The organism is Thermoanaerobacter sp. RKWS2, from assembly GCF_026240795.1.
GTDB lineage: Bacteria > Bacillota > Thermoanaerobacteria > Thermoanaerobacterales > Thermoanaerobacteraceae > Thermoanaerobacter > Thermoanaerobacter ethanolicus.
Genome location: NZ_CP110888.1, coordinates 2,103,638 through 2,122,509, shown reverse-complemented (window position 1 = coordinate 2,122,509; position 18,872 = coordinate 2,103,638). Strand labels below are relative to the sequence as shown.

General features: G+C 33.7%; 13 protein-coding genes and 4 pseudogenes. 16 read left to right on the top strand and 1 reads right to left on the bottom strand.

Translation table 11 applies throughout. The annotated features are described in order from the left end of the window. Positions 1-50: 50 nt before the first annotated feature. The 11 genes and pseudogenes from OEI98_RS11235 to OEI98_RS11180 form a co-directional block, all read left to right on the top strand. Entirely contained in the window at positions 51-1,139 is a 1,089-nt protein-coding gene (locus OEI98_RS11235; RefSeq protein ID WP_003869402.1) for a Gfo/Idh/MocA family protein, read from the top strand. Positions 1,140-1,153: 14 nt separating this feature from the next. After that, positions 1,154-2,203 (top strand): Gfo/Idh/MocA family protein, encoded by a 1,050-nt coding sequence (locus OEI98_RS11230; RefSeq protein WP_003869401.1) that lies wholly within the window; start codon positions 1,154-1,156, stop codon positions 2,201-2,203. Between the two features lie 17 nt (positions 2,204-2,220). Then, on the top strand, positions 2,221-2,955 hold the full coding sequence (locus OEI98_RS11225) for a sugar phosphate isomerase/epimerase family protein (RefSeq protein WP_266037966.1): 735 nt from the start codon (positions 2,221-2,223) through the stop codon (positions 2,953-2,955). Between the two features lie 14 nt (positions 2,956-2,969). Continuing rightward, positions 2,970-3,899, top strand: coding sequence for a sugar phosphate isomerase/epimerase family protein (locus tag OEI98_RS11220; protein WP_003869399.1), 930 nt, complete (start codon positions 2,970-2,972; stop codon positions 3,897-3,899). A gap of 255 nt (positions 3,900-4,154) precedes the next feature. Then, positions 4,155-5,075 carry an AEC family transporter gene (locus tag OEI98_RS11215; protein WP_019907903.1) on the top strand — a complete coding sequence of 307 codons (921 nt, stop codon included), beginning with the start codon at positions 4,155-4,157 and terminating at the stop codon, positions 5,073-5,075. A gap of 17 nt (positions 5,076-5,092) precedes the next feature. After that, complete coding sequence (gyaR, locus tag OEI98_RS11210) at positions 5,093-6,064, top strand: glyoxylate reductase (RefSeq protein WP_019907902.1); 972 nt, start codon at positions 5,093-5,095, stop codon at positions 6,062-6,064. 248 nt (positions 6,065-6,312) lie between these two features. After that, positions 6,313-7,068: a DeoR/GlpR family DNA-binding transcription regulator gene (locus tag OEI98_RS11205; protein ID WP_004404792.1), complete on the top strand. Its 756-nt coding sequence runs from the start codon at positions 6,313-6,315 to the stop codon at positions 7,066-7,068. A gap of 125 nt (positions 7,069-7,193) precedes the next feature. Further along, a pseudogene (locus OEI98_RS11200) lies at positions 7,194-8,200 on the top strand (D-isomer specific 2-hydroxyacid dehydrogenase family protein). After that, positions 8,188-8,990 (top strand): annotated as a pseudogene (locus OEI98_RS15375) (FGGY-family carbohydrate kinase). The pseudogenes OEI98_RS11200 and OEI98_RS15375 overlap by 13 nt, the downstream one beginning before the upstream one ends. 18 nt (positions 8,991-9,008) lie before the next feature. Further along, entirely contained in the window at positions 9,009-10,415 is a 1,407-nt protein-coding gene (gndA, locus tag OEI98_RS11185; RefSeq protein WP_004404778.1) for an NADP-dependent phosphogluconate dehydrogenase, read from the top strand. 810 nt (positions 10,416-11,225) lie between these two features. Beyond that, positions 11,226-12,209 (top strand): annotated as a pseudogene (locus OEI98_RS11180) (sigma 54-interacting transcriptional regulator); the annotation flags it as partial. A 200-nt stretch (positions 12,210-12,409) separates the two neighbouring features. Here the strand turns inward: OEI98_RS11180 and OEI98_RS11175 are convergent. After that, a complete protein-coding gene (locus OEI98_RS11175) occupies positions 12,410-13,828 on the bottom strand; it encodes a transposase (protein WP_266037959.1) in 1,419 nt (472 codons plus the stop codon). A 129-nt stretch (positions 13,829-13,957) separates the two neighbouring features. Between OEI98_RS11175 and OEI98_RS11165 the strand changes: the two are divergent. The 5 genes and pseudogenes from OEI98_RS11165 to OEI98_RS11145 form a co-directional block, all read left to right on the top strand. Continuing rightward, positions 13,958-15,624, top strand: a pseudogene (locus tag OEI98_RS11165) (PRD domain-containing protein); the annotation flags it as partial. Between the two features lie 240 nt (positions 15,625-15,864). Continuing rightward, positions 15,865-16,272, top strand: coding sequence for a PTS sugar transporter subunit IIA (locus tag OEI98_RS11160; RefSeq protein WP_003866634.1), 408 nt, complete (start codon positions 15,865-15,867; stop codon positions 16,270-16,272). Between the two features lie 32 nt (positions 16,273-16,304). Then, positions 16,305-16,781: a PTS system mannose/fructose/N-acetylgalactosamine-transporter subunit IIB gene (locus OEI98_RS11155; RefSeq protein ID WP_003866635.1), complete on the top strand. Its 477-nt coding sequence runs from the start codon at positions 16,305-16,307 to the stop codon at positions 16,779-16,781. 248 nt (positions 16,782-17,029) lie between these two features. After that, positions 17,030-17,809 (top strand): PTS mannose/fructose/sorbose/N-acetylgalactosamine transporter subunit IIC, encoded by a 780-nt coding sequence (locus OEI98_RS11150; protein WP_003869391.1) that lies wholly within the window; start codon positions 17,030-17,032, stop codon positions 17,807-17,809. A 25-nt stretch (positions 17,810-17,834) separates the two neighbouring features. Continuing rightward, complete coding sequence (locus tag OEI98_RS11145) at positions 17,835-18,719, top strand: PTS system mannose/fructose/sorbose family transporter subunit IID (protein WP_003866637.1); 885 nt, start codon at positions 17,835-17,837, stop codon at positions 18,717-18,719. Positions 18,720-18,872: the final 153 nt, after the last annotated feature.

Sequence of the window (18,872 nt, the reverse complement as noted above, 5' to 3'; positions counted from 1 at the left end):
AGTTTTGTCTTAAAAATACAAATTTAAATATAATCATGGGAGGAATTTTTATGGTAAAAGAAAAACTTAGAGTAGGAATTATAGGTTGTGGAGGAATTGCTTTTGGCAAACACATGCCCTCTTTGGCAAAACTAGGCAATGTTGAAATGGTGGCTTTTTGTGACATCATAGAAGAGAGGGCTCAGAAAGCGGCAAAGGAATATGGTACAAAAGACGCGAAAGTATATACGGATTACAAAAAACTTCTTGAAGATAAAACGATAGATGTGGTTCATGTTTGCACTCCCAACAAGTCTCATGCAGACATAACTGTTGATGCTCTTTATGCAGGGAAACATGTAATGTGTGAGAAACCTATGGCTAAGACTGCTGCAGATGCCAGAAGAATGGTGGAAGCATATAAGAAAACAGATAAAAAATTGACTATAGGGTATCAAAATCGCTTTAGACCAGATTCACAATATTTACATAAAGTTTGTCAAAATGGTGAACTAGGAGAAATATATTTTGCTAAGGCTCATGCTATACGTCGCCGCGCGGTACCTACATGGGGTGTTTTCTTGAATGAAGAAGAGCAAGGCGGTGGGCCTTTAATCGATATAGGAACACATGCCCTTGATTTGACATTGTGGATGATGAATAACTATAAGCCTAAAGTTGTAATGGGAAGCGCCTACTATAAATTAGGCAAAAAGGCAAATGCTGCGAATGCTTGGGGACCATGGGACCCTGAAAAGTTCACAGTTGAAGATTCAGCTTTTGGATTTATAGTAATGGAGAATGGGGCTACCATTATATTAGAGTCCAGTTGGGCTTTAAATACTTTAGAGGTTGGCGAGGCTATGACCACTTTGTGTGGAACAGAAGGCGGAGCTGACATGAGAGATGGACTTCGCATAAATGGAGAGAAATTTGGAAGGCTTTATACAACTAAAGTTTCTACTGATGTAGGTGGAGTAGATTTCTATGAAGGTAAATCAGATGACCCAGGATTTTTAGAAGCAAAAGCTTGGATTGATTGCATCATAAACGATACAGAGCCTGTTGTAAAACCAGAAGAAGCTCTTGTAGTAACTGAGATACTAGAGGCTATTTATACATCTGCGAAAACAGGAGAACCAGTATATTTTAACAGGTAAATGGAGGCTTTTGTATGGGAAAACTTAAATATGCATGTGTTGGTGCAGGGTCAGTTGCTGATTACAAACACTTAAATGGTTATTCAAAAGTAGAAGATGTTGAAATTGTAGCCATATCTGATCCGGATATAGAGGCTGCAAAAAGATTAGCGGAAAAGTACAATATACCTCACGTTTATACAGATTATGAAGAAATGTTTGCAAGAGAAAAACTAGACCTTATAAGCGTGTGTACCCCAAATTATTTACATGCGCCTATTTCTATAAAAGCGATGGAAAAGGGAATTCATGTGCATTGTGAAAAACCTATAACTCTAAATGCAAAGGAAGCTTATGAGGTCATTGAATCAAAAAATAAATACAAAAGGAAGTTTATGATAGGATTAAATAATAGGTTTACAAATGAATCTTTCTTTGTAAAAAGATATATAGAGGAAGGGTATATAGGCGAAATATACCATGTAAAGACTGGCTGGAGGAGAAGGAGAGGCATTCCTGGAAAGGGCGGATGGTTTACAAATAAGAAATTGTCTGGAGGAGGTCCATTAATTGATTTAGGTGTACATTTTTTAGACTTAGTCTTGTATTTCATGGGATACCCAGAGGTGCAATCTGTGTCAGCAGCTACTTATTCTAAGTTTTCAAATAGCAACAGTTTAAACAGCTGGAATTATGCAAAAAGCGGGGATGGAATTTACGATGTGGAGGATATGGCAGTAGGCTTTGTAAGGCTTAAAAATGGTGCCACAATTGACTTTGAATTCAGCTGGGCTTCCAACATTGAGGGAGATTACAATTACTATGAAATTTTAGGTGATAAAGGTGGCATATGGTTTAAAAACGGACAGCTTAAAGTATTTTCGGAAATTGTTGAGACATTGATTGAAATAGTTCCCGACACCAATTATCCAAAGTCGCCTTTAAATGAATTTGAACATTTTGTTGACTGCATAAAAAATGACAAAGAGCCTCTGGCTTCTGCTGAAGAAGGGGCAATTCTCATGAGAATAATAGACGGTGCCTATGAATCAGCTGAAAAAGGTAAGGAAATAGTTTTAGGTTAAAGGGGGAAAAAATTAAAATGAGTATACCTATAGCACTTCAACTTTACACTTTGAGAGAGGAGACACAAAAAGATTTTACAGGTACTCTTGAAAAGGTTGCGGAAATAGGATACGAAGGAGTGGAATTTGCAGGATATGGCGGTTTAAAAGCATCAGAATTAAGAAAAACGCTTGATAAATTAGGATTAAAAGCTGCTGGTAGTCATGTAGGAATAGATTTATTGAAAAACAATCTTGAGGAAGTGATAGATTATAACCTTGAAATAGGCAATAAATACATCGTCTGTCCGTGGAATGAGTACAAGTCAAGAGAGGATTATATTGAAACAGCAAAGTTGTTTAATAAAATAGGTGAAAAGTGTAGGGAAAAGGGACTTAAGTTTTGCTATCACAACCACAATCACGAATTTGAAATATACGATGGAGAATATGGACTTGATATACTTTACAAAAATACAGATAAAGACCTTGTAAAAGCTGAAATCGATGCGTATTGGGTTACATATGCGGGAGTTGACCCGTTAGAATATCTTAAAAAATTCTCCAATAGACTACCTTTAATTCACTTAAAAGACATGGATAAAAAGGACAGGTCTTTTACTGAAATAGGAAATGGAATTATCAATTTTAAAGAAGTAATAAAAATTGCAAAAGAAAATGGAGTTAAATGGCTAATTGTTGAACAGGATGTGTGTAAAAGACCTCCAATTGAAAGTGTGAAAATTAGTTTTGAAAATTTAAAAAGATTTTAGAGGAGGAAATGTAGATGTATTTAGGATTTTTAACAGTATGTCTTGGGAATATGCCTCTTAAAGAAAAAGCTAAGTGGGCAAGTGAAAATGGGTTTAAATCACTGGAAATTGCCTGCTGGCCTAAAGACAATACGAGGGATTATTCTGCCAGTGACATAGATGTAGAAAATCTCACACCTGAAGAGGCGGAAGAAATAAAAAAATATTTTAAGGAGTACGGGCTCACAATTTCATCTCTTGCATATTATGACAACAACCTTGACAGAGACCCAGAAAAGAGAAAGTTTATAAACAATCACTTAAAAAAGTGCATTGATGTAGCTAAAATGCTTGGGACTGACATGGTGGGGACTTTTGTAGGGAGAAACATTGAAAAGAGCATAAAAGACAATTTTGATGAATTTGAAAGAGTTTTTACTGATATAATAAGCTATGCGGAAGACAAAGGAATAAAAATTATAATCGAAAATTGCCCTATGGAAGGATGGCAGGTACCTGGCCTTCCAGGAACCATATCTTTTACACCAGAGCTTTGGGAGGAGATGTTTAGAAGGATACCTTCTAAAAACTTTGGTTTAAATCTTGACCCTTCCCATCTTGTTTGGCAGTTTATAGACTATATAGATGTGATACCAGAGTTTAAAGATAGAATATTTCATGTACACGCAAAAGACACAGAAGTGTTTGAGGATAAATTTAAGCGATATGGAGTTTTCAACAGACAGCTTTACACAGGAACGCATGGCGAATTTGGATACTGGAGATACCGAATGCCAGGTATGGGAAATGTAGATTGGGGCAAGTTTATAAAGGCGCTAAAAGACAATGGATATAATGGGGTAATAAGCATAGAACATGAAGACCCTCTATATGAAGGCAGTGAAGAAAAAGTAAAAGAAGGGCTTCTTTTAGGATTAAAACACTTAAGCCAATTTGTAAAGTAGAAACAAAAGAGCTCAACCACAGCGGTTGGGCTCAGACTGTAGACAAACTTTCGTAAAGGAGATATTTTGCATAAGGTCGAGTTTAGTTTTGTCGCTTTGGAACATCGGAGTGACGATGCAAAATATCTCCTTTGAATATTTTTTAACTTTGTCAACAAACTGAGCTCAACCACAGCGGTTGAGCTTTTGCTTTTAATTATATAAAGTTAAAATTTATGGTATAATCAAAAGTAAGGGCAATTGAGGTGGAACAAAATGGTCATATCAAAAATGGCAGAAATACTTGTAGAGCTTTTTATTGTAATGGCAGTAGGGTATTATATCACCTATATAAAATTAGTTAAAGAAGAACATTTTAAAATGCTGGCGGATTTAATCATTTTAGTTACAACACCTTTACTTATCTTTCACAACATGTATTCTAATTATACGCCAGCACTACTTAGAACTGCTTACATACTGCCTTTTGTAAGTGCCTCCACGTTAGTTTTGACATTATTAGTTTCAATGGCTCTTTTTAAATTGCTTAAAGCTCCAGAAGAAAAGAAAAATGCATTATATGCCCTCTCCTCTTTTAGCAATACTTTATTTTTAGGGCTTCCCATAAACATTGCCTTATTTGGAGATAAAAGTATACCTTATGTTATCCTTTACGATTTAGGGCACACAGCTTTATTTTGGACTTTAGGAGTTTGGATTTTGTCTGAAGAAAAATCTTTTGATATAAATGGTTTCAAAAAACTTCTAAATCCTTCTTTTGCTTCTCTTGCTTTGAGTTTTTTAATAGTGATATCAAGAATCAAAATACCAGATGTAATACTGAAAAGTGCACAAATGATAGGTAGTGTAACTATTCCTCTGGCTATAATGTTTATAGGGATGAACATGTATATAATCAAAAAAAGCAATATAGACTATTTTGTTTATCTTGCAGCAATAATAAAACTCATTTTGTCTCCTTTAATAGCTTTTGGGATTGTGTACTTTTTAAATTTACCCCTTGATGCCAAAAAGGTTGCAGCTTTAGAGGCAGCAATGCCAACGATGATGACAGTAGCCATTGTTGCGAGGCAAATGAGCGAAAAAAATAGTTTTGCTTCTGCAGGGGTGTTTGTTACAAACTTGGTTTCGTTTTTGACAATACCAATATTTTTGGTATTGATTAACATATTTTAATTGGAGGAGTGATACCAATGTTTAAAGTCTTTGTGACAAGGGCTATTCCTGAAGAAGGAGTTAATCTTTTGAGAGAGTATTGCGAGGTAGAAGTAAGCCCTTACGACAGAATGCTTACAAAAGAAGAGTTACTTGAAAAAGTACAGGGCAAAAATGCTGTAATCACACAGCTTACAGACAAAGTAGACAAAGAGTTTTTTGAAGCTGCAAAAGAAGTAAAAATTGTTGCAAATTATGCTGTAGGATTTGACAATATAGATTTAGAAGAAGCTACAAGAAGAGGAGTTTACATAACAAATACTCCTGATGTTTTGACAAATGCAACTGCGGAACTGGCTTGGGCTCTTCTTTTTGCAACTGCAAGAAGAGTGGTAGAATCTGATAAATTTATGAGAGCAGGAAAATTCCAAGGTTGGGCGCCAATGCTTTTCTTAGGAAAAGGCGTAACAGGCAAGACATTAGGAATAATAGGTGCAGGCCGCATAGGACAAGCTTTTGCTAAAATGGCAAAAGGCTTCGACATGAAGATTTTGTACACTGCACGAAGTCCTAAGAAAGAGTTTGAAGAAGAGACAGGAGCTCAATATGTAGACTTGGATACTTTGTTAAAAGAATCTGATTTTGTTTCCATACACGTGCCATTAACTCCTGAAACAAGACATTTGATTGGAGAAAAAGAATTAAAATTGATGAAAAAGTCTGCCATATTAATAAATACAGGAAGAGGTCCTGTTGTAGACGAAAAAGCCCTTGTAAAAGCGCTAAAAAACAAGGACATATATGCAGCGGGCTTAGATGTATATGAAAGAGAGCCTCTGTTTGAAGAAGAACTCGCACAGCTTGACAATGTCGTAATGCTTCCTCATATAGGAAGTGCAACAGAAGAAGCGCGAAGGGACATGTCAATACTTGTGGCTCAAAACATAATTGATGTAATAGAAGGAAGAGTGCCTCGCACTTTAGTAAATAAAGATGTATTGAATAAATAATATTTAAAAGGAATCCTTTTATGGATTCCTTTTTTTTTTTTTTTTTTCAATTCCATAAATTCCATAAAAACCAAGAAAAAAATTTTAAAACAAAGAAGGATTTTTTGGATTTATGTAGAATTAGTATACTAAAAGCAATAGAATCCACAAACAAAATGTGTGTTTTTAATTTGTGCCCCGGAGAGGTGTTGGATTACGTTCTTTATGGAAAGAATAAAAATGACTAATAAGTGTAGGAGAGGAAGTAAATGCTTGTTTCAACGAGAAGAGATAAGATTAAAGAGATTATTTTAAAAAAGAAAGTCGTTAAAGTATCTGAACTCTGCGAGATGTTTAATGTTTCTGATGAGACAATAAGAAGAGACTTGGAAGAGTTGGAAAAACAAGGACTGGTGGAGAGGAACTATGGAGGAGCAGTATTGAAAGAAAATATCATTATTCCTCCCCTTGTCAAAAGATTTAAAGAGCATATAGAAGAAAAACAAAAAATAGCAGCAAGGGCTGTGTCAGAAATAGAAGAAGGCCATGTCATATTTTTAGATGCCGGTTCTACCACATATCACATAGCCCGGGCCATCAGAAATTTCAAAGGCATAACGGTAGTGACGAATGCATTAAACATTGCTACAGAATTCGCCAACAATCCTGACATCAATCTTTTTATTACCGGAGGCAAATTAAAGCCTGATAATCATTCGATGGTAGGATTTGAAACCTTAAACTGTATAGGAAAGTACAATATAGACATATTGTTTTTGGGGACAGGTGGCATTTCATTAGAAAAAGGGCTTACCACCTCTGATATTTTTGAAGCGGAAGCGAAAAAAGCCATGATAAAGTCAGCCAGCAGAGTAATTGTAGTAGCAGATAGCAGCAAATTTGGGAAAGTCGCAATGGTATCTTTTGCTACTTTTGAAGATGTGGAGAAAATAATAACTTCTGGAGAGGAAAACAAAGAGATAATAGAGGAATTAAAAAATTATGTGAAGATTGAAGTCGTGTGAAAATAGAAAAGGAGTAGTAAACTGAATTTTAAATAAATACGAACACGAGCACTATGATTTGGTTGCAAAAAACATTGAAAATCACTTGAAAGAAATATTTAACATATAAAGAAAGGAAGATAAAAATGAGTGTAAAAATTGCGATTGTCAACTCTAGCAGTTTTGGCAAGCATTTCCCTGACCATATTGAGAAGTTAAAAGCATTGGGGGAAGTGGAAAGATTTGAACTTCCTCATGACATGAGGGGGAAGGCTTTAGCAGAAAAATTAATGGGCTATTCTGTGATTATTGCTAGTGTAAAACCTTATTACGACAGAGAATTTTTTGAATACAAAGATAAGACACTTTTAATAACACGCCACGGTATAGGATATGATGCTATAGACATAAAAAGCGCCACAGAAAAAGGTACTCTTGTCACAAAAGTTGCTGGAATTGTAGAAAGAGAAGCAGTGGCAGAAAATGCAATTGCCCTTCTTATGGATGTAATGAGGAGAGTAAGAGAAGCATCTTTAAGGGTAAAAGAAGGCAAATGGCAGGAAAGAGCGAGTTTCATGGGGTATGAGATAAAAGATAAAGTTGCAGGAATAATCGGTATTGGGAATATTGGAAGTAGAGTTGCAGAAATATTAAAATATGGCTTTGGGGCAAAAGTTATAGCATATGACCCTAATCTTTCAGAAGAGGAGATACAAAAAAGAGGAGCACAGCCTGTTTCTTTAGAAGAACTTTTACAAACTTCTGACATTATTTCATTAAATGCCTCACTCAATGAAAAAAATTATCACATGCTGTCTCATAAAGAGTTTTCTATGATGAAGAAAAATGTTTTATTGTTAACACTGCAAGAGGAGAACTTATAGATACAGAAGCTTTGATAAAAGCACTCAAAGAGGGAAAAGTTGCAGGAGCAGGATTGGACGTAGTAGAAGGTGAACCCATTGATGAGAATCATCCCCTTTTAGCCTTTGACAATGTTATAATCACACCCCACACATCCGCTTACACTTACGAATGTTTAAGAGGTATGGGTGACAAGGTTGTTTCAGATGTAGAAAAAGTCTTAAGGGGAGAAATTCCTGATGGCGTTATAAATAAAGAAGTCTTGGAGAGGGAGTCATGGAAAATTTAATTCTTTCTGTTGACATAGGTACTACAAATTTAAAAGCAGGTGTAGTGGACGAAAAAGGAAATATTTTAAGTTTATATAGAAAAGAAACGCCTATAGAAAGAGACAATGAAGGAAAAGCGGAGCATAATCCATAAGTCCTTTTTGGTGCTTTTGTAGAAGCAGTTAAAGAGGCGGCAAAAGGATTTGAAGATAAAATTTCTTTAATTGTGCCTTCTTCCTACATGTTTGGGCTAATACCTGTGGATGAAAATTTAAATCCCCTGATGGGTATGATGACTCTTTTGGACTTAAGGGCAAGAATCTCTTTTTTCTTTCCTACATAACTGGAGAAAAGGTTAAAGCGATAGGCAATATTGCTTCTGGAGTGTTTTTTGGATTGAAAAACACTCACAATAAAGGCCACATGATAAGAGCCGCATGGAAGGAGTTGCATTTTCCCTAAGGATGCTTTATGAAGCTTTAAAGGATAACAATGTAAAAATAAAAGAAATTAGAGCGGGAGGAGGAGGCACAAAATCGCCCATATGGATGGAGATTTTCGCTTCTACTTTAGGTTTGCCAATTAAGGTGTCTAATTTAGAAGAACCTGCTCTTGTAGGCTCTGCACTTTTAGGCTATTATGCAATGGGAAGGTACAAAACTTTGATTGAGGCCACAAGAGAAATGGTAAAAATAGAAAATACTTATGTGCCTTCCAAAAAAAATAGAGTATCACGAAAAGAAATTTCAATTTTTTAGAGTTTTAACTAAAAATCTCAAAGAACTTTTTGAACTTCACAGCAAATTATAAAAACAGGAGGTAAAGTAAATGAATGAAATAGGTTTAATCGGCTTAGCAGTAATGGGACAAAATTTGGCTTTAAACATTGCTAGAAAGGGCTATAGCGTATCTGTATTTAATAGAACATCTGAAAAAACACAAGAATTCATGCAAAACAAAGTAAAAGATGAACAAATTAAGCCTTATTATGACATCAAATCTTTTGTAGAGTCTTTAAAGAGGCCTAGAAAAATCATTCTCATGGTTAAAGCAGGAAAACCCGTAGATGATGTAATTCAAGAGTTTTTGCCTTATCTTGACAAGGGAGACCTAATCATTGATGGAGGAAATTCTTATTTTAAAGATACTTCAAGGAGAATTAAAGAACTAGAAGAAAAAGGCATACTCTATTTGGGAATGGGAGTATCAGGTGGTGAAGCTGGAGCTTTACACGGCCCTTCGTTAATGCCAGGAGGAACACAGGATGCATATGAAATGGTTAAAGACGTTCTTTTAAAAATTGCAGCTCAAACAGAAGCAGGGCCATGCTGTACATACGTTGGAAATGATTCAGCTGGACATTTTGTCAAAATGGTCCACAATGGAATAGAATATGCCATAATGCAAGCAATAACTGAGGTTTACGATGTACTTCGAAAGGTGTTAAAACTTTCTCCCGAAGAGATAGGAGAGATATTTGAAAAATGGAATAATGGGGAGTTAAACTCCTTCCTGATGGAGATTTCTTATAAAATAATGAAGTGCAAAGACAAAGAAACAGGAAAATACCTCGTTGACCTCATATTAGACGAAGCAGAACAAAAAGGCACAGGCAAGTGGACTTCCCAAACTTCTTTGGATTTAGGAATACCAACTCCCTCTTTGAATCTTGCAGTAGAAGCGAGAAGTTTATCTTTCTTTAAAGAGGAAAGAGTACAATTAGCTAAAAGAGTTACAAAAATATATCCTGAAATTGATATAGATAAAGAAAAAATAATAAAGGATTTAGAAAATGCATTACTTTTTAGTGTTTTTGCATCTTTTTCTCAGGGATTATGGGTTATATCTGAAGCTTCAAAAGTTTTTGAGTATAATATTGACCTTTCAGAAGTATTGCGTATTTGGAAAGGTGGCTGCATCATAAGAGCAAAGATTTTAGATTTCTTAAGAGACATTATTAAAGAAAATAAAGAAAATGTAAATCTTCTTAACAGTGAAAAGGCGTTATCTTTTCTAATGGATAAAATTGATTCAATAAAATATATCACTAATTTAGCAAAAGATTTTTACCTTCCAATGCTTGTACTTAATTCTTCATTAGATTATTTTTTGAGCATGATAGAAGAAAACTTGCCTGCTAATCTAATCCAAGCTCAAAGAGATTTCTTTGGGGCTCACACTTACAGAAGAATAGACAAAGAGGGAATTTTCCACACTGAATGGGAGGCAGAATAATCAACATTGAATTAATAGAAATTTTTGCTCTCCCTTTTCCTTTCAACAAAAATTCAATAAAAAAACTAAAAGAACACGAATAATTTTTTGGATTTGTGTAGAATATATATGATAAACACAAGATAATCCACAAAGTAAATAACTGAGAATTAAGCTGAACGCTTTAAACAATCAAAAGATTTGATCTTATCAAAATTGCCTGAAACGTTTAAAATTTGTTGAAGCTTATACATGTAGGGTTTTCATACTTAAAAGTAGTTTACTTAGGTTTTGGCAGAACCCCAAAATCCTCATAAATTAAGGGGTTCTGCTATATATTTTCAAAGAAATTCCCCTGATTTTGTCGAATTTTGTAAATAGAAATACAAAATCCACAAAACGTAGGAAAACCTATGAAAAATAAAGCTAAACAATTTGTCTGAAATTATTCCGCCTTCTGTATTTGTCAAGTAAAAAATATACAGGGAAAACCTTGCCTCTTGAAGTTAATTTAAAAAGGTACTGGATTATTGATGAATTTTCTGCTATTCTTTTATTATGAGACATTTGCTCCACTCCCGACATAAATATTGTTATGGTAATGTCTAACAATGTATAGCAATATTTATACAATGGAAACGGGCATTTGTCTCTACTTTTTTATAAATTTATTGCATATAAATTTATTATGGAAATTTATGTTATCAAATCTTCTCATCTATAGTTAATTGTTTAATTTGAGAAATTCTATAGGCTTTGAGCTAAATTAATTTTAGAAATAGAGTTTCACAACAACTTAGAAACTGACTGATGAAATGGGGGCCGAATAGCATGTCAATTTTAAAAAGGAAAGATAAGATTTACAGAAAATTAAGAGAACTTACTGCTTCATTACCACTAAGTGTTGACAATAGCAAATTAGGATTTGAAGCTGGTTACATAGGCGAATTAATTGGAATCGATCGGGCTAATACAAGCAGAGAACTTAATAATTTATTAAAAGAAGGGAAAGTTCTAAAAATTAAAGGTAAACCTGTTTTATACTTAGATAGAATGTACTTACAAGAAAAGTGGAATATAAGCTTTGCTAATCCAGTTATAGAAAGTCAAGAAGAATTTACTTTGATGCTTAAAGAAAAGGGGGTATTAAAAAGCATAAAAAAAGAGACCGCAAAAAATAATATAACCACAAATAAGGTTAATCTCAATTTTGAGTTTTTAGAAAATAGTTTTGACAACCTTATAGGAGCTCAAGATAGTTTAAAAGACCAAATAACAAAAGCTAAAGCTGCAATATTATATCCTCCAGATGGACTCCATACATTAATTGTTGGACCAACAGGTGTTGGTAAAACTACCTTTGCGGAAGCAATGTACAAGTATGCAGTTCAGATAGGGATATTACATGAGAAGTCTCCATTTGTTGTTTTCAATTGTGCGGATTATGCTGAAAACCCTCAATTATTATTGTCTCAGCTGTTTGGATATGTAAAAGGAGCTTTTACTGGTGCAGATAAAGAAAAAAGAGGTCTTGTTGATGAAGCTGATGGAGGAATTTTATTTTTAGATGAAGTACATCGTTTACCTCCAGAAGGTCAAGAAATGCTTTTCACATTAATGGATAAAGGAATGTACAGAAGAATGGGTGAGTCAGAAAATACAAGAAAAGCAAAGGTAAGGATAATTGCAGCTACAACCGAAGAACCGCAATCAGTCTTATTGCATACTTTTTTAAGAAGGGTTCCTGTTATAATTCAACTTCCAAGTTTGGAAATGCGAACATTGAAAGAACGACTGATGTTTATATATCAATTTTAGGTGATTGCAAAATGAGATAAATATTAGAGTAAAAAAGTTACATTACAAGGAACAAAATAAAGAAATTACATTTTAAAGGTACGCTCAAGAGGGGAAAAGAGAAATGGAATAAAGATACAAATTCAAAAAAGACAATACCTAACACACCTTTTTAATGTAAAAAGGTGACAAACGAATCAAACCATAAGAACAAGTTATCAAGCCAAAAGTTTTTTCAAAGATAAAGGATGTTCAAAAGTACCAAGTTTTGCAGTAATAATTAAACCAATATGTTGAGTGATAGCCCCAAGAAAAACATCAGCTTTGATTGACCTGGTATTTATGAGTTTAAAGCTATCAACAGCGATAGAACTTTTTAAAAGAGAAATAGATTTTTCAATAATAGGGCGTTTTTCATAAAGTTTGGACCACTTTTTAGAGTTACGAGGGACAACAGTGTTTTTTCTAAAATCAATATCAAGGGTAGTATAGAATATTCTGCCGCATTTAGAAGAGGTACAGGGGTTATCACATTGAAGGATATAAGTAGTTTTACCGTTTAGTCTAACTTTTTTGGACATAGGGCAAAGCCATTTAATTCTGGTAGTTCTACCTTTTTCCCGGACGATGCCATCATAGGACATTTTAAGAGAAGGGTCACGGGGGCAGGTAGGGATACCATCAGAGTTAAAAGTAGGCTGAGGTAAGTTTTTAGAATTTCGAGGGTTAATAGGGATAATAGGGATTATGCCATGCTCTGAGAACAAGTATTTGTAATTATCAAAAGAATCAAACCCAGCGTCACCTAAGAAGTATCTATAAGAGAAATTAGGATGTAAATTAAAGAATTCCTTAAGAGAAGGGATTAAAGTTTTAGAATCGTACAAATCTTTAGACTCGGCAGCAGATTTAGCAGTATTGACATCTAAAGAATCATCGTCATAGAAACTAATATGCTGAATAATGCCTAAGCCATTAGTGAGGATGGTAGCTTTGATAGAGTAACAATAATGGCCATTAATATAAGAGAATTTAGCATCAGGATTAGAGTGAGCGAACTTAGGCATTTTAGAACAAGCATAAGAGTGGGCATCAAAATCAGGATTAGATTTTGAGAACTTTTTAATATTTCTATAAAGGGAATCAAAGAACTTAGGATTATTTTCTCTGACATAAGGTTCAAAGCCAGTAGTATCAGCGATGAGGATATTAGAAATGGAAGGATTAATAGCCTGACAAATAGGCTCAGTTAAATTAACAAGATTATTGAAGAAATTCTCCAAATCTTTGAGGAAAATGGATTTAAATCTAGAGAATTGAGAAGGATGAGGGACTCTTTTAAAGCCACAAAGCTCTCTTAATTCTTTAGATAGCTTAAGAACATGGACAAGGAGTTGAACAGTAGGGATAGAGAGAATTTTTTGGATAATCAAAGCAGTGAGCATAGATTCAAGAGAAAAATCCCTATGACGCCCGAAGTGAGAATAATAATGGGCGTAAAAAGAAGGTGGAATAAGTTCAGATAAATCAATAAAGGAATCAAAGAGTTTAATAAACTTGGGTTTATCTTCTTCAAAGAAGGATTGAACATCATCGTAAATATCGGAGAGAGAAAGTTGTTTAGCTTTGATTTTCATAGGATTTCCTCCCTTTCTTTTCGTGATTTGGTCTTTTATATAAATTCGACGAAAGTGGAGGAATTCCTTTGAAAATATATAGCAGAATCCCTTAATCCATAAGGATTTTGGGATTCTGCAAAGACCTAATATCAATTTTTTTGGGAGGAATCTCGTCGTATTAAAGTGCCTATAAAAGTATCCAAAGAAGTTATAAAAGCCTTACTATTATACGATTGTCCAGGGAATATAGGTCAATTAAAGAATGATATTCGGCTTATATGTGCAAGAGCCTTTCTTGAATATATGATGTCTCCAAATACAGTAGTTGAGGTGAAACTTTCAATACTTTCGCGTCATATTCAAGAAGGGTTATTTAAAATAAGAGATAATAAAAGAAACGAAAGAATAATAGCAGAAATTAATAATTATAAAGATAAAGATATAGTATTTGATGGATATAATACGGAACTTATGAATGAATTTAATGATAAACTTTTTATAGGTGATTATAAAACAGAAGATAATTTTTATGAGATAATAATAAATAATTGGAAAAAATATAATGAAGAGGGATTATCTTCTGGGGAAATTAGAAAAAAATAGAAAACCAGATTAAAGAATATTTTGATAAGTATTTATTTCCCAGTGAGTCAGAACTTAACATTATTAATCGAGATGTAGTATTAAAATTTGTAAGTCCCAATATACTAGAAGCTGTTGAATTTGCTTTAAATAGTGTAAAAGATAAATTTAAAGGGCTTATTGATCAACGAGTAACCTATACTATTGCACTTCATATTGCAACACTTTTAGAAAGATTAAAAATGGGTACAGTAATATCTCATCCGGATAGAGAAAATATAGCAAAAGATTACCAATTTGAATATACTGCTGCAGAAGAAATAAAGGCGAAATTAGAAGAGAAGCTATATATAAAAATACCAGAAGATGAAATAGCGTTTATAGCTATGTTTTTGCATGCGTTAAGAATAGGTAGAAGAGATGAAAGCATTGGTGTATTAGTCATAATGCATGGAGATTATGCGGCAAGCACAATGGCGAGTGTGGCAAATGCCCTTCTTGGGGTAGATCATGCAAAGGCTTTGGACATGCCTCTTAATGAAAAAGTTGAAGTTACCTTAAATAAAGCTATTAACATTGTTAGGCAAATAGATAGAGGGAAAGGCGTACTTATATTGGTAGATATGGGATCACTTACAACTTTTTCTGATATAATTTCAGAAAGAACGGGGATTATAACAAAAACGATAGAAATGGTAAGCACGCCCATTGTTATTGAAGCTACGAGAAAAGCTTTAATGCCTGATATGACTCTTGACGAACTGGTGCAAGAAGTTATAAGTTTGGGTTCTGCCATATATAGTAGTTGTAATAATAAAGTAATAGAATATACGCAAATAGATTTTGAAAATAATATACCTTTTTTAAAGAAAAACTTGATTAATATACTTGATAAAACGTTAACTTTCTTAAATCCCAATAAGGCATATAACATTCTAGAGAATGTATTAAAAAATATATTATCGGATATTGGTTCTGATGTGGACGAAGAAATATTGATAAAGTTCTTATTTCATTGTTCATGTATGGTAGAAAGAATTATAAAAGGTGATAGTTTGCCTTATAATAATTTGAATTTTATTAAAAATAATCAAAGTGTTATGTTTGAACTTATAAAAAAACATTTTGAAATAGTAGAAGAAGTTTTTGGAATTTTAATTCCTGACACAGAAATTGCGTATATAGTAGAAATGATCAGCACATATTATGGCACGCTTTTGACTAAGAACTGACACACATATTGAGATAAATATTTAAAGACAGCTACACAAATAAAGTTTTTTAACATACATTAGTGCTAATGCTTTAAAATAATAGCACTAATTTTTTTCTATTGTATATACTAAGCAAAGACTTTCTTGAGGAATTTTTAATTAGCATTCATATGACAAAATACTTGGCATGAAATTTGCTAAAAAAAATTAATAGAGATTTTAAAGAACCAACAATTATCATAATAAAGGGGTAATTTCATGATAGGAATTTTAGTAGTTACACATGGAAATTTGGGCAAGGAACTTTTAAAAAGCGCAGAACTTATTGTGGGAAAGCAAGAACGAACAATGGCTTTAGGACTTTTTCCAGGTGATAATATTGAGGAATTAAAAGACAATATATTAAAAACAATTGAAATACTCGATGAAGGTGATGGGGTTTTAATATTTATAGATTTTTATGGTGGGAGTCCAGCAAATGCTACTATTATTAGTAGTAAAGATCTAGGGGAAAATGTAAAAGTCGAATATATAACGGGTGTTAATATGCCTATGATTATAGAAGCATTGACAATGCGAAAAATTTATAATTTAAGTAGTTTAAAAGAACATTGTATTGAGAGAGGAGTCTGCGGAATAAAAGATTTGCGAAAGTTGTATTTCTAACCACAAAATAGTTTGTGAAGGAAGCTGATGTTATGGTAGATATTGTTTTGGCAAGAATTGATGATAGATTAATCCATGGGCAAATCATGGCTTCTTGGGTACTGCATACCCAAGCTCAAAAAATTATTATTGTTGATGATGAAGTTTCCAATGATGTGTTTCTTAGCAAAGTAATAAAAATGGCAGCTCCTCCAGGTATAAAAGTAGAGATTTATAGCATTAAAGGGGCGATTCATGTCTTAAAAGAGAAGTTTGTTGATAAGGAGAAAGTAATATTATTAGTGAAGAGCCCTTCTACAATGTATTCTCTGATAGAAGGAGGAGTTAAATTAAAAGAAATAAATATAGGTGGTATGAGTGCAGGACCAGGAAAGAAAATATTAGTTAAAAATATTTTTGTCTCACTTGAAGAAAAAGAAATATTAAAAAATATCTTAACAAAAGGTATACCTGTTTATTTACAGACTTTGCCTGATGACCCTAAGCTTAAGATAGACAAATATCTATGATATTTGCAATATTAGTGATTAAAAGCAGAATAAGGTATTCCCTCTTTTTGTAAGTTGTGTTTATATAATATTTAACAAAAGAGGGGGAATTCCTTTGAAAGTATATAACTGAACCCCTTAATTTAAGGATTTTGGGGATTTGCAAAAGTTTAAAAATAATTTAAAACTGAAGGAGGTGGCGGGGGTTTTTGTTCACAATAGGAACTGCAAAAGCCTAAAAAATAATTAAAATGAAGGAGGATGTAAAGATGGATCAACAAATTACTCTTAGTGCTGGACAGGCAGCTTTAATAGCTCTATGGGTAGCAATAGTAGAAGCACGTGCTCTTGGATACTCTACGTTAATGCTTCGCTTTACTCCTATGATGACAGGTTTGATAGTTGGCATAGTTCTGCATAATATTCCTACTGCTATGACTGTTACTGCTGCTATTCAACTAATTTACATGGGTTTAATTGCTCCAGGTGGTACAATGCCAAGCGAACCGGCTGTGGCAACTGCTATAGCAGTACCGGTCGCGATTTTGGCAAAGCTAAGTCCAGAAGCAGCAATTGCTGTAGCTGTTCCTATAGGGCTTTTAGGTAGTTATCTTTATACTTTTAGGTTTTTTATTAATACCTTTGTCGTTCGTTTAGCTAATAAATTTGCAGATCAGCTAAATGAGAGAGGTATAACTTTCTCTATTGTCGTTCTCCCCATCATTGTGAGTTTAGTTATCTTTTTTCCAACAATTTTCATTGCACTTTATAAAGGGACACCTTTAATAGCTGCATTAGTGAAAACAGTTTCTGCTGGCAAAGTTTTTCATATGTTGTCGGTTATAGGAGGAGGGTTGCCTGCGTTAGGAATTGCTTTGACATTAACTGTTATAGGGAAAAGAAAATTCGTTGTATTTTTCCTTCTGGCTTATTTTATGACAGTAATTTTGAAACCTCTTAATGTAAATACTGTAACATATGCAGTCTTAGGGGGAATAATAGCTTATTTGTATGTTATGTTAGCTAGCCCGCAACAAGTCGAAGAATAAAAATGATTAAGGAGGTAGATGAGAAATGGGGACAAACGAAAAGAGTAAAGATTTAAGTACTGACCAGGCTAATGGTTTTCCAGAGAAGATTACTAAGAAAGATTTACACCGTGCTTGGTTTCGATGGTGGTATGTAAATGAGATTCCTCATAATTATGAAACAATGATAGCTCCTTCATTTTTGTGGGCTATGATGCCTATTTTAAAGAAATTATATAAAAAGGCAGAAGACTTAAAAGAAGCATATAAAAGACACCTCCTATTTTTTAATACCCAATGTATCTGGGGAGGAGGTACTATACTTGGAATTACGATTTCTTTAGAAGAAGAGAGAGCTAAAGCAATAGCTGAAGGAAGAAAAGAAGAAGCCGTCACTCCTGAAGTTATTAATAATACAAAAGTTGGTTTGATGGGGCCGCTTGCGGGTATAGGAGATGCGATAGATTCTGGGACTGTTCAATATATTTTAATAGCTCTTGCTCTTCCTTGGGCACAAGCAGGCAATCCTTTGGGTGCTTTGATTCCGTGGGTTGCATTCGTTACAATAACATATCTTTACGGATTTTACTTTGTTAGGGCAGGGTATAGTTTGGGACGAGCTGCAGTGGCGGAGATAGTTAGTGGTAAACGCATAAGAAGCATCATAGATGGATTATCGGTTTTGGGTACCTTTATGATGGGCGTTTTAGCAGCTTCATATGTGAATGTAAGTACTCCACTTAAGTGGACTATTTCAGGGAAAGAATTTGTGCTTCAACAGATACTGGATAAAATATTACCTGGTATGCTACCTTTACTTGTGGTAATGTCAGTTTATTTATATTTCTCTAGAAAAGGATTGAAAATTATACAAGTGCTTATGTGGTTAATAGTTATCTTTGCTGTGTTAGGGTTTATAGGTATACTCTAATATTAAATATTAATGGTTTTTAAGAGTTAAAAATATAGACTTAATTGATATATTTTGTAATACATTAGTAGAATAATGAAAGATAAAATTTTAAAAGTTGACTATGATAAAATCGCAAATTGATAAACTTGTAATTCTCTGAAATTATAAGGG

Bases quoted from the DNA above. Each gene is read 5' to 3' on its own strand.
- OEI98_RS11235 (WP_003869402.1), top strand. From the start codon at position 51: ATGGTAAAAGAAAAACTTAGAGTAGGAATTATAGGTTGTGGAGGAATT.
- OEI98_RS11230 (WP_003869401.1), top strand. From the start codon at position 1,154: ATGGGAAAACTTAAATATGCATGTGTTGGTGCAGGGTCAGTTGCTGAT.
- OEI98_RS11225 (WP_266037966.1), top strand. From the start codon at position 2,221: ATGAGTATACCTATAGCACTTCAACTTTACACTTTGAGAGAGGAGACA.
- OEI98_RS11220 (WP_003869399.1), top strand. From the start codon at position 2,970: ATGTATTTAGGATTTTTAACAGTATGTCTTGGGAATATGCCTCTTAAA.
- OEI98_RS11215 (WP_019907903.1), top strand. From the start codon at position 4,155: ATGGTCATATCAAAAATGGCAGAAATACTTGTAGAGCTTTTTATTGTA.
- gyaR (WP_019907902.1), top strand. From the start codon at position 5,093: ATGTTTAAAGTCTTTGTGACAAGGGCTATTCCTGAAGAAGGAGTTAAT.
- OEI98_RS11205 (WP_004404792.1), top strand. From the start codon at position 6,313: ATGCTTGTTTCAACGAGAAGAGATAAGATTAAAGAGATTATTTTAAAA.
- gndA (WP_004404778.1), top strand. From the start codon at position 9,009: ATGAATGAAATAGGTTTAATCGGCTTAGCAGTAATGGGACAAAATTTG.
- OEI98_RS11175 (WP_266037959.1), bottom strand. From the start codon at position 13,828: ATGAAAATCAAAGCTAAACAACTTTCTCTCTCCGATATTTACGATGAT.
- OEI98_RS11160 (WP_003866634.1), top strand. From the start codon at position 15,865: ATGATAGGAATTTTAGTAGTTACACATGGAAATTTGGGCAAGGAACTT.
- OEI98_RS11155 (WP_003866635.1), top strand. From the start codon at position 16,305: ATGGTAGATATTGTTTTGGCAAGAATTGATGATAGATTAATCCATGGG.
- OEI98_RS11150 (WP_003869391.1), top strand. From the start codon at position 17,030: ATGGATCAACAAATTACTCTTAGTGCTGGACAGGCAGCTTTAATAGCT.
- OEI98_RS11145 (WP_003866637.1), top strand. From the start codon at position 17,835: ATGGGGACAAACGAAAAGAGTAAAGATTTAAGTACTGACCAGGCTAAT.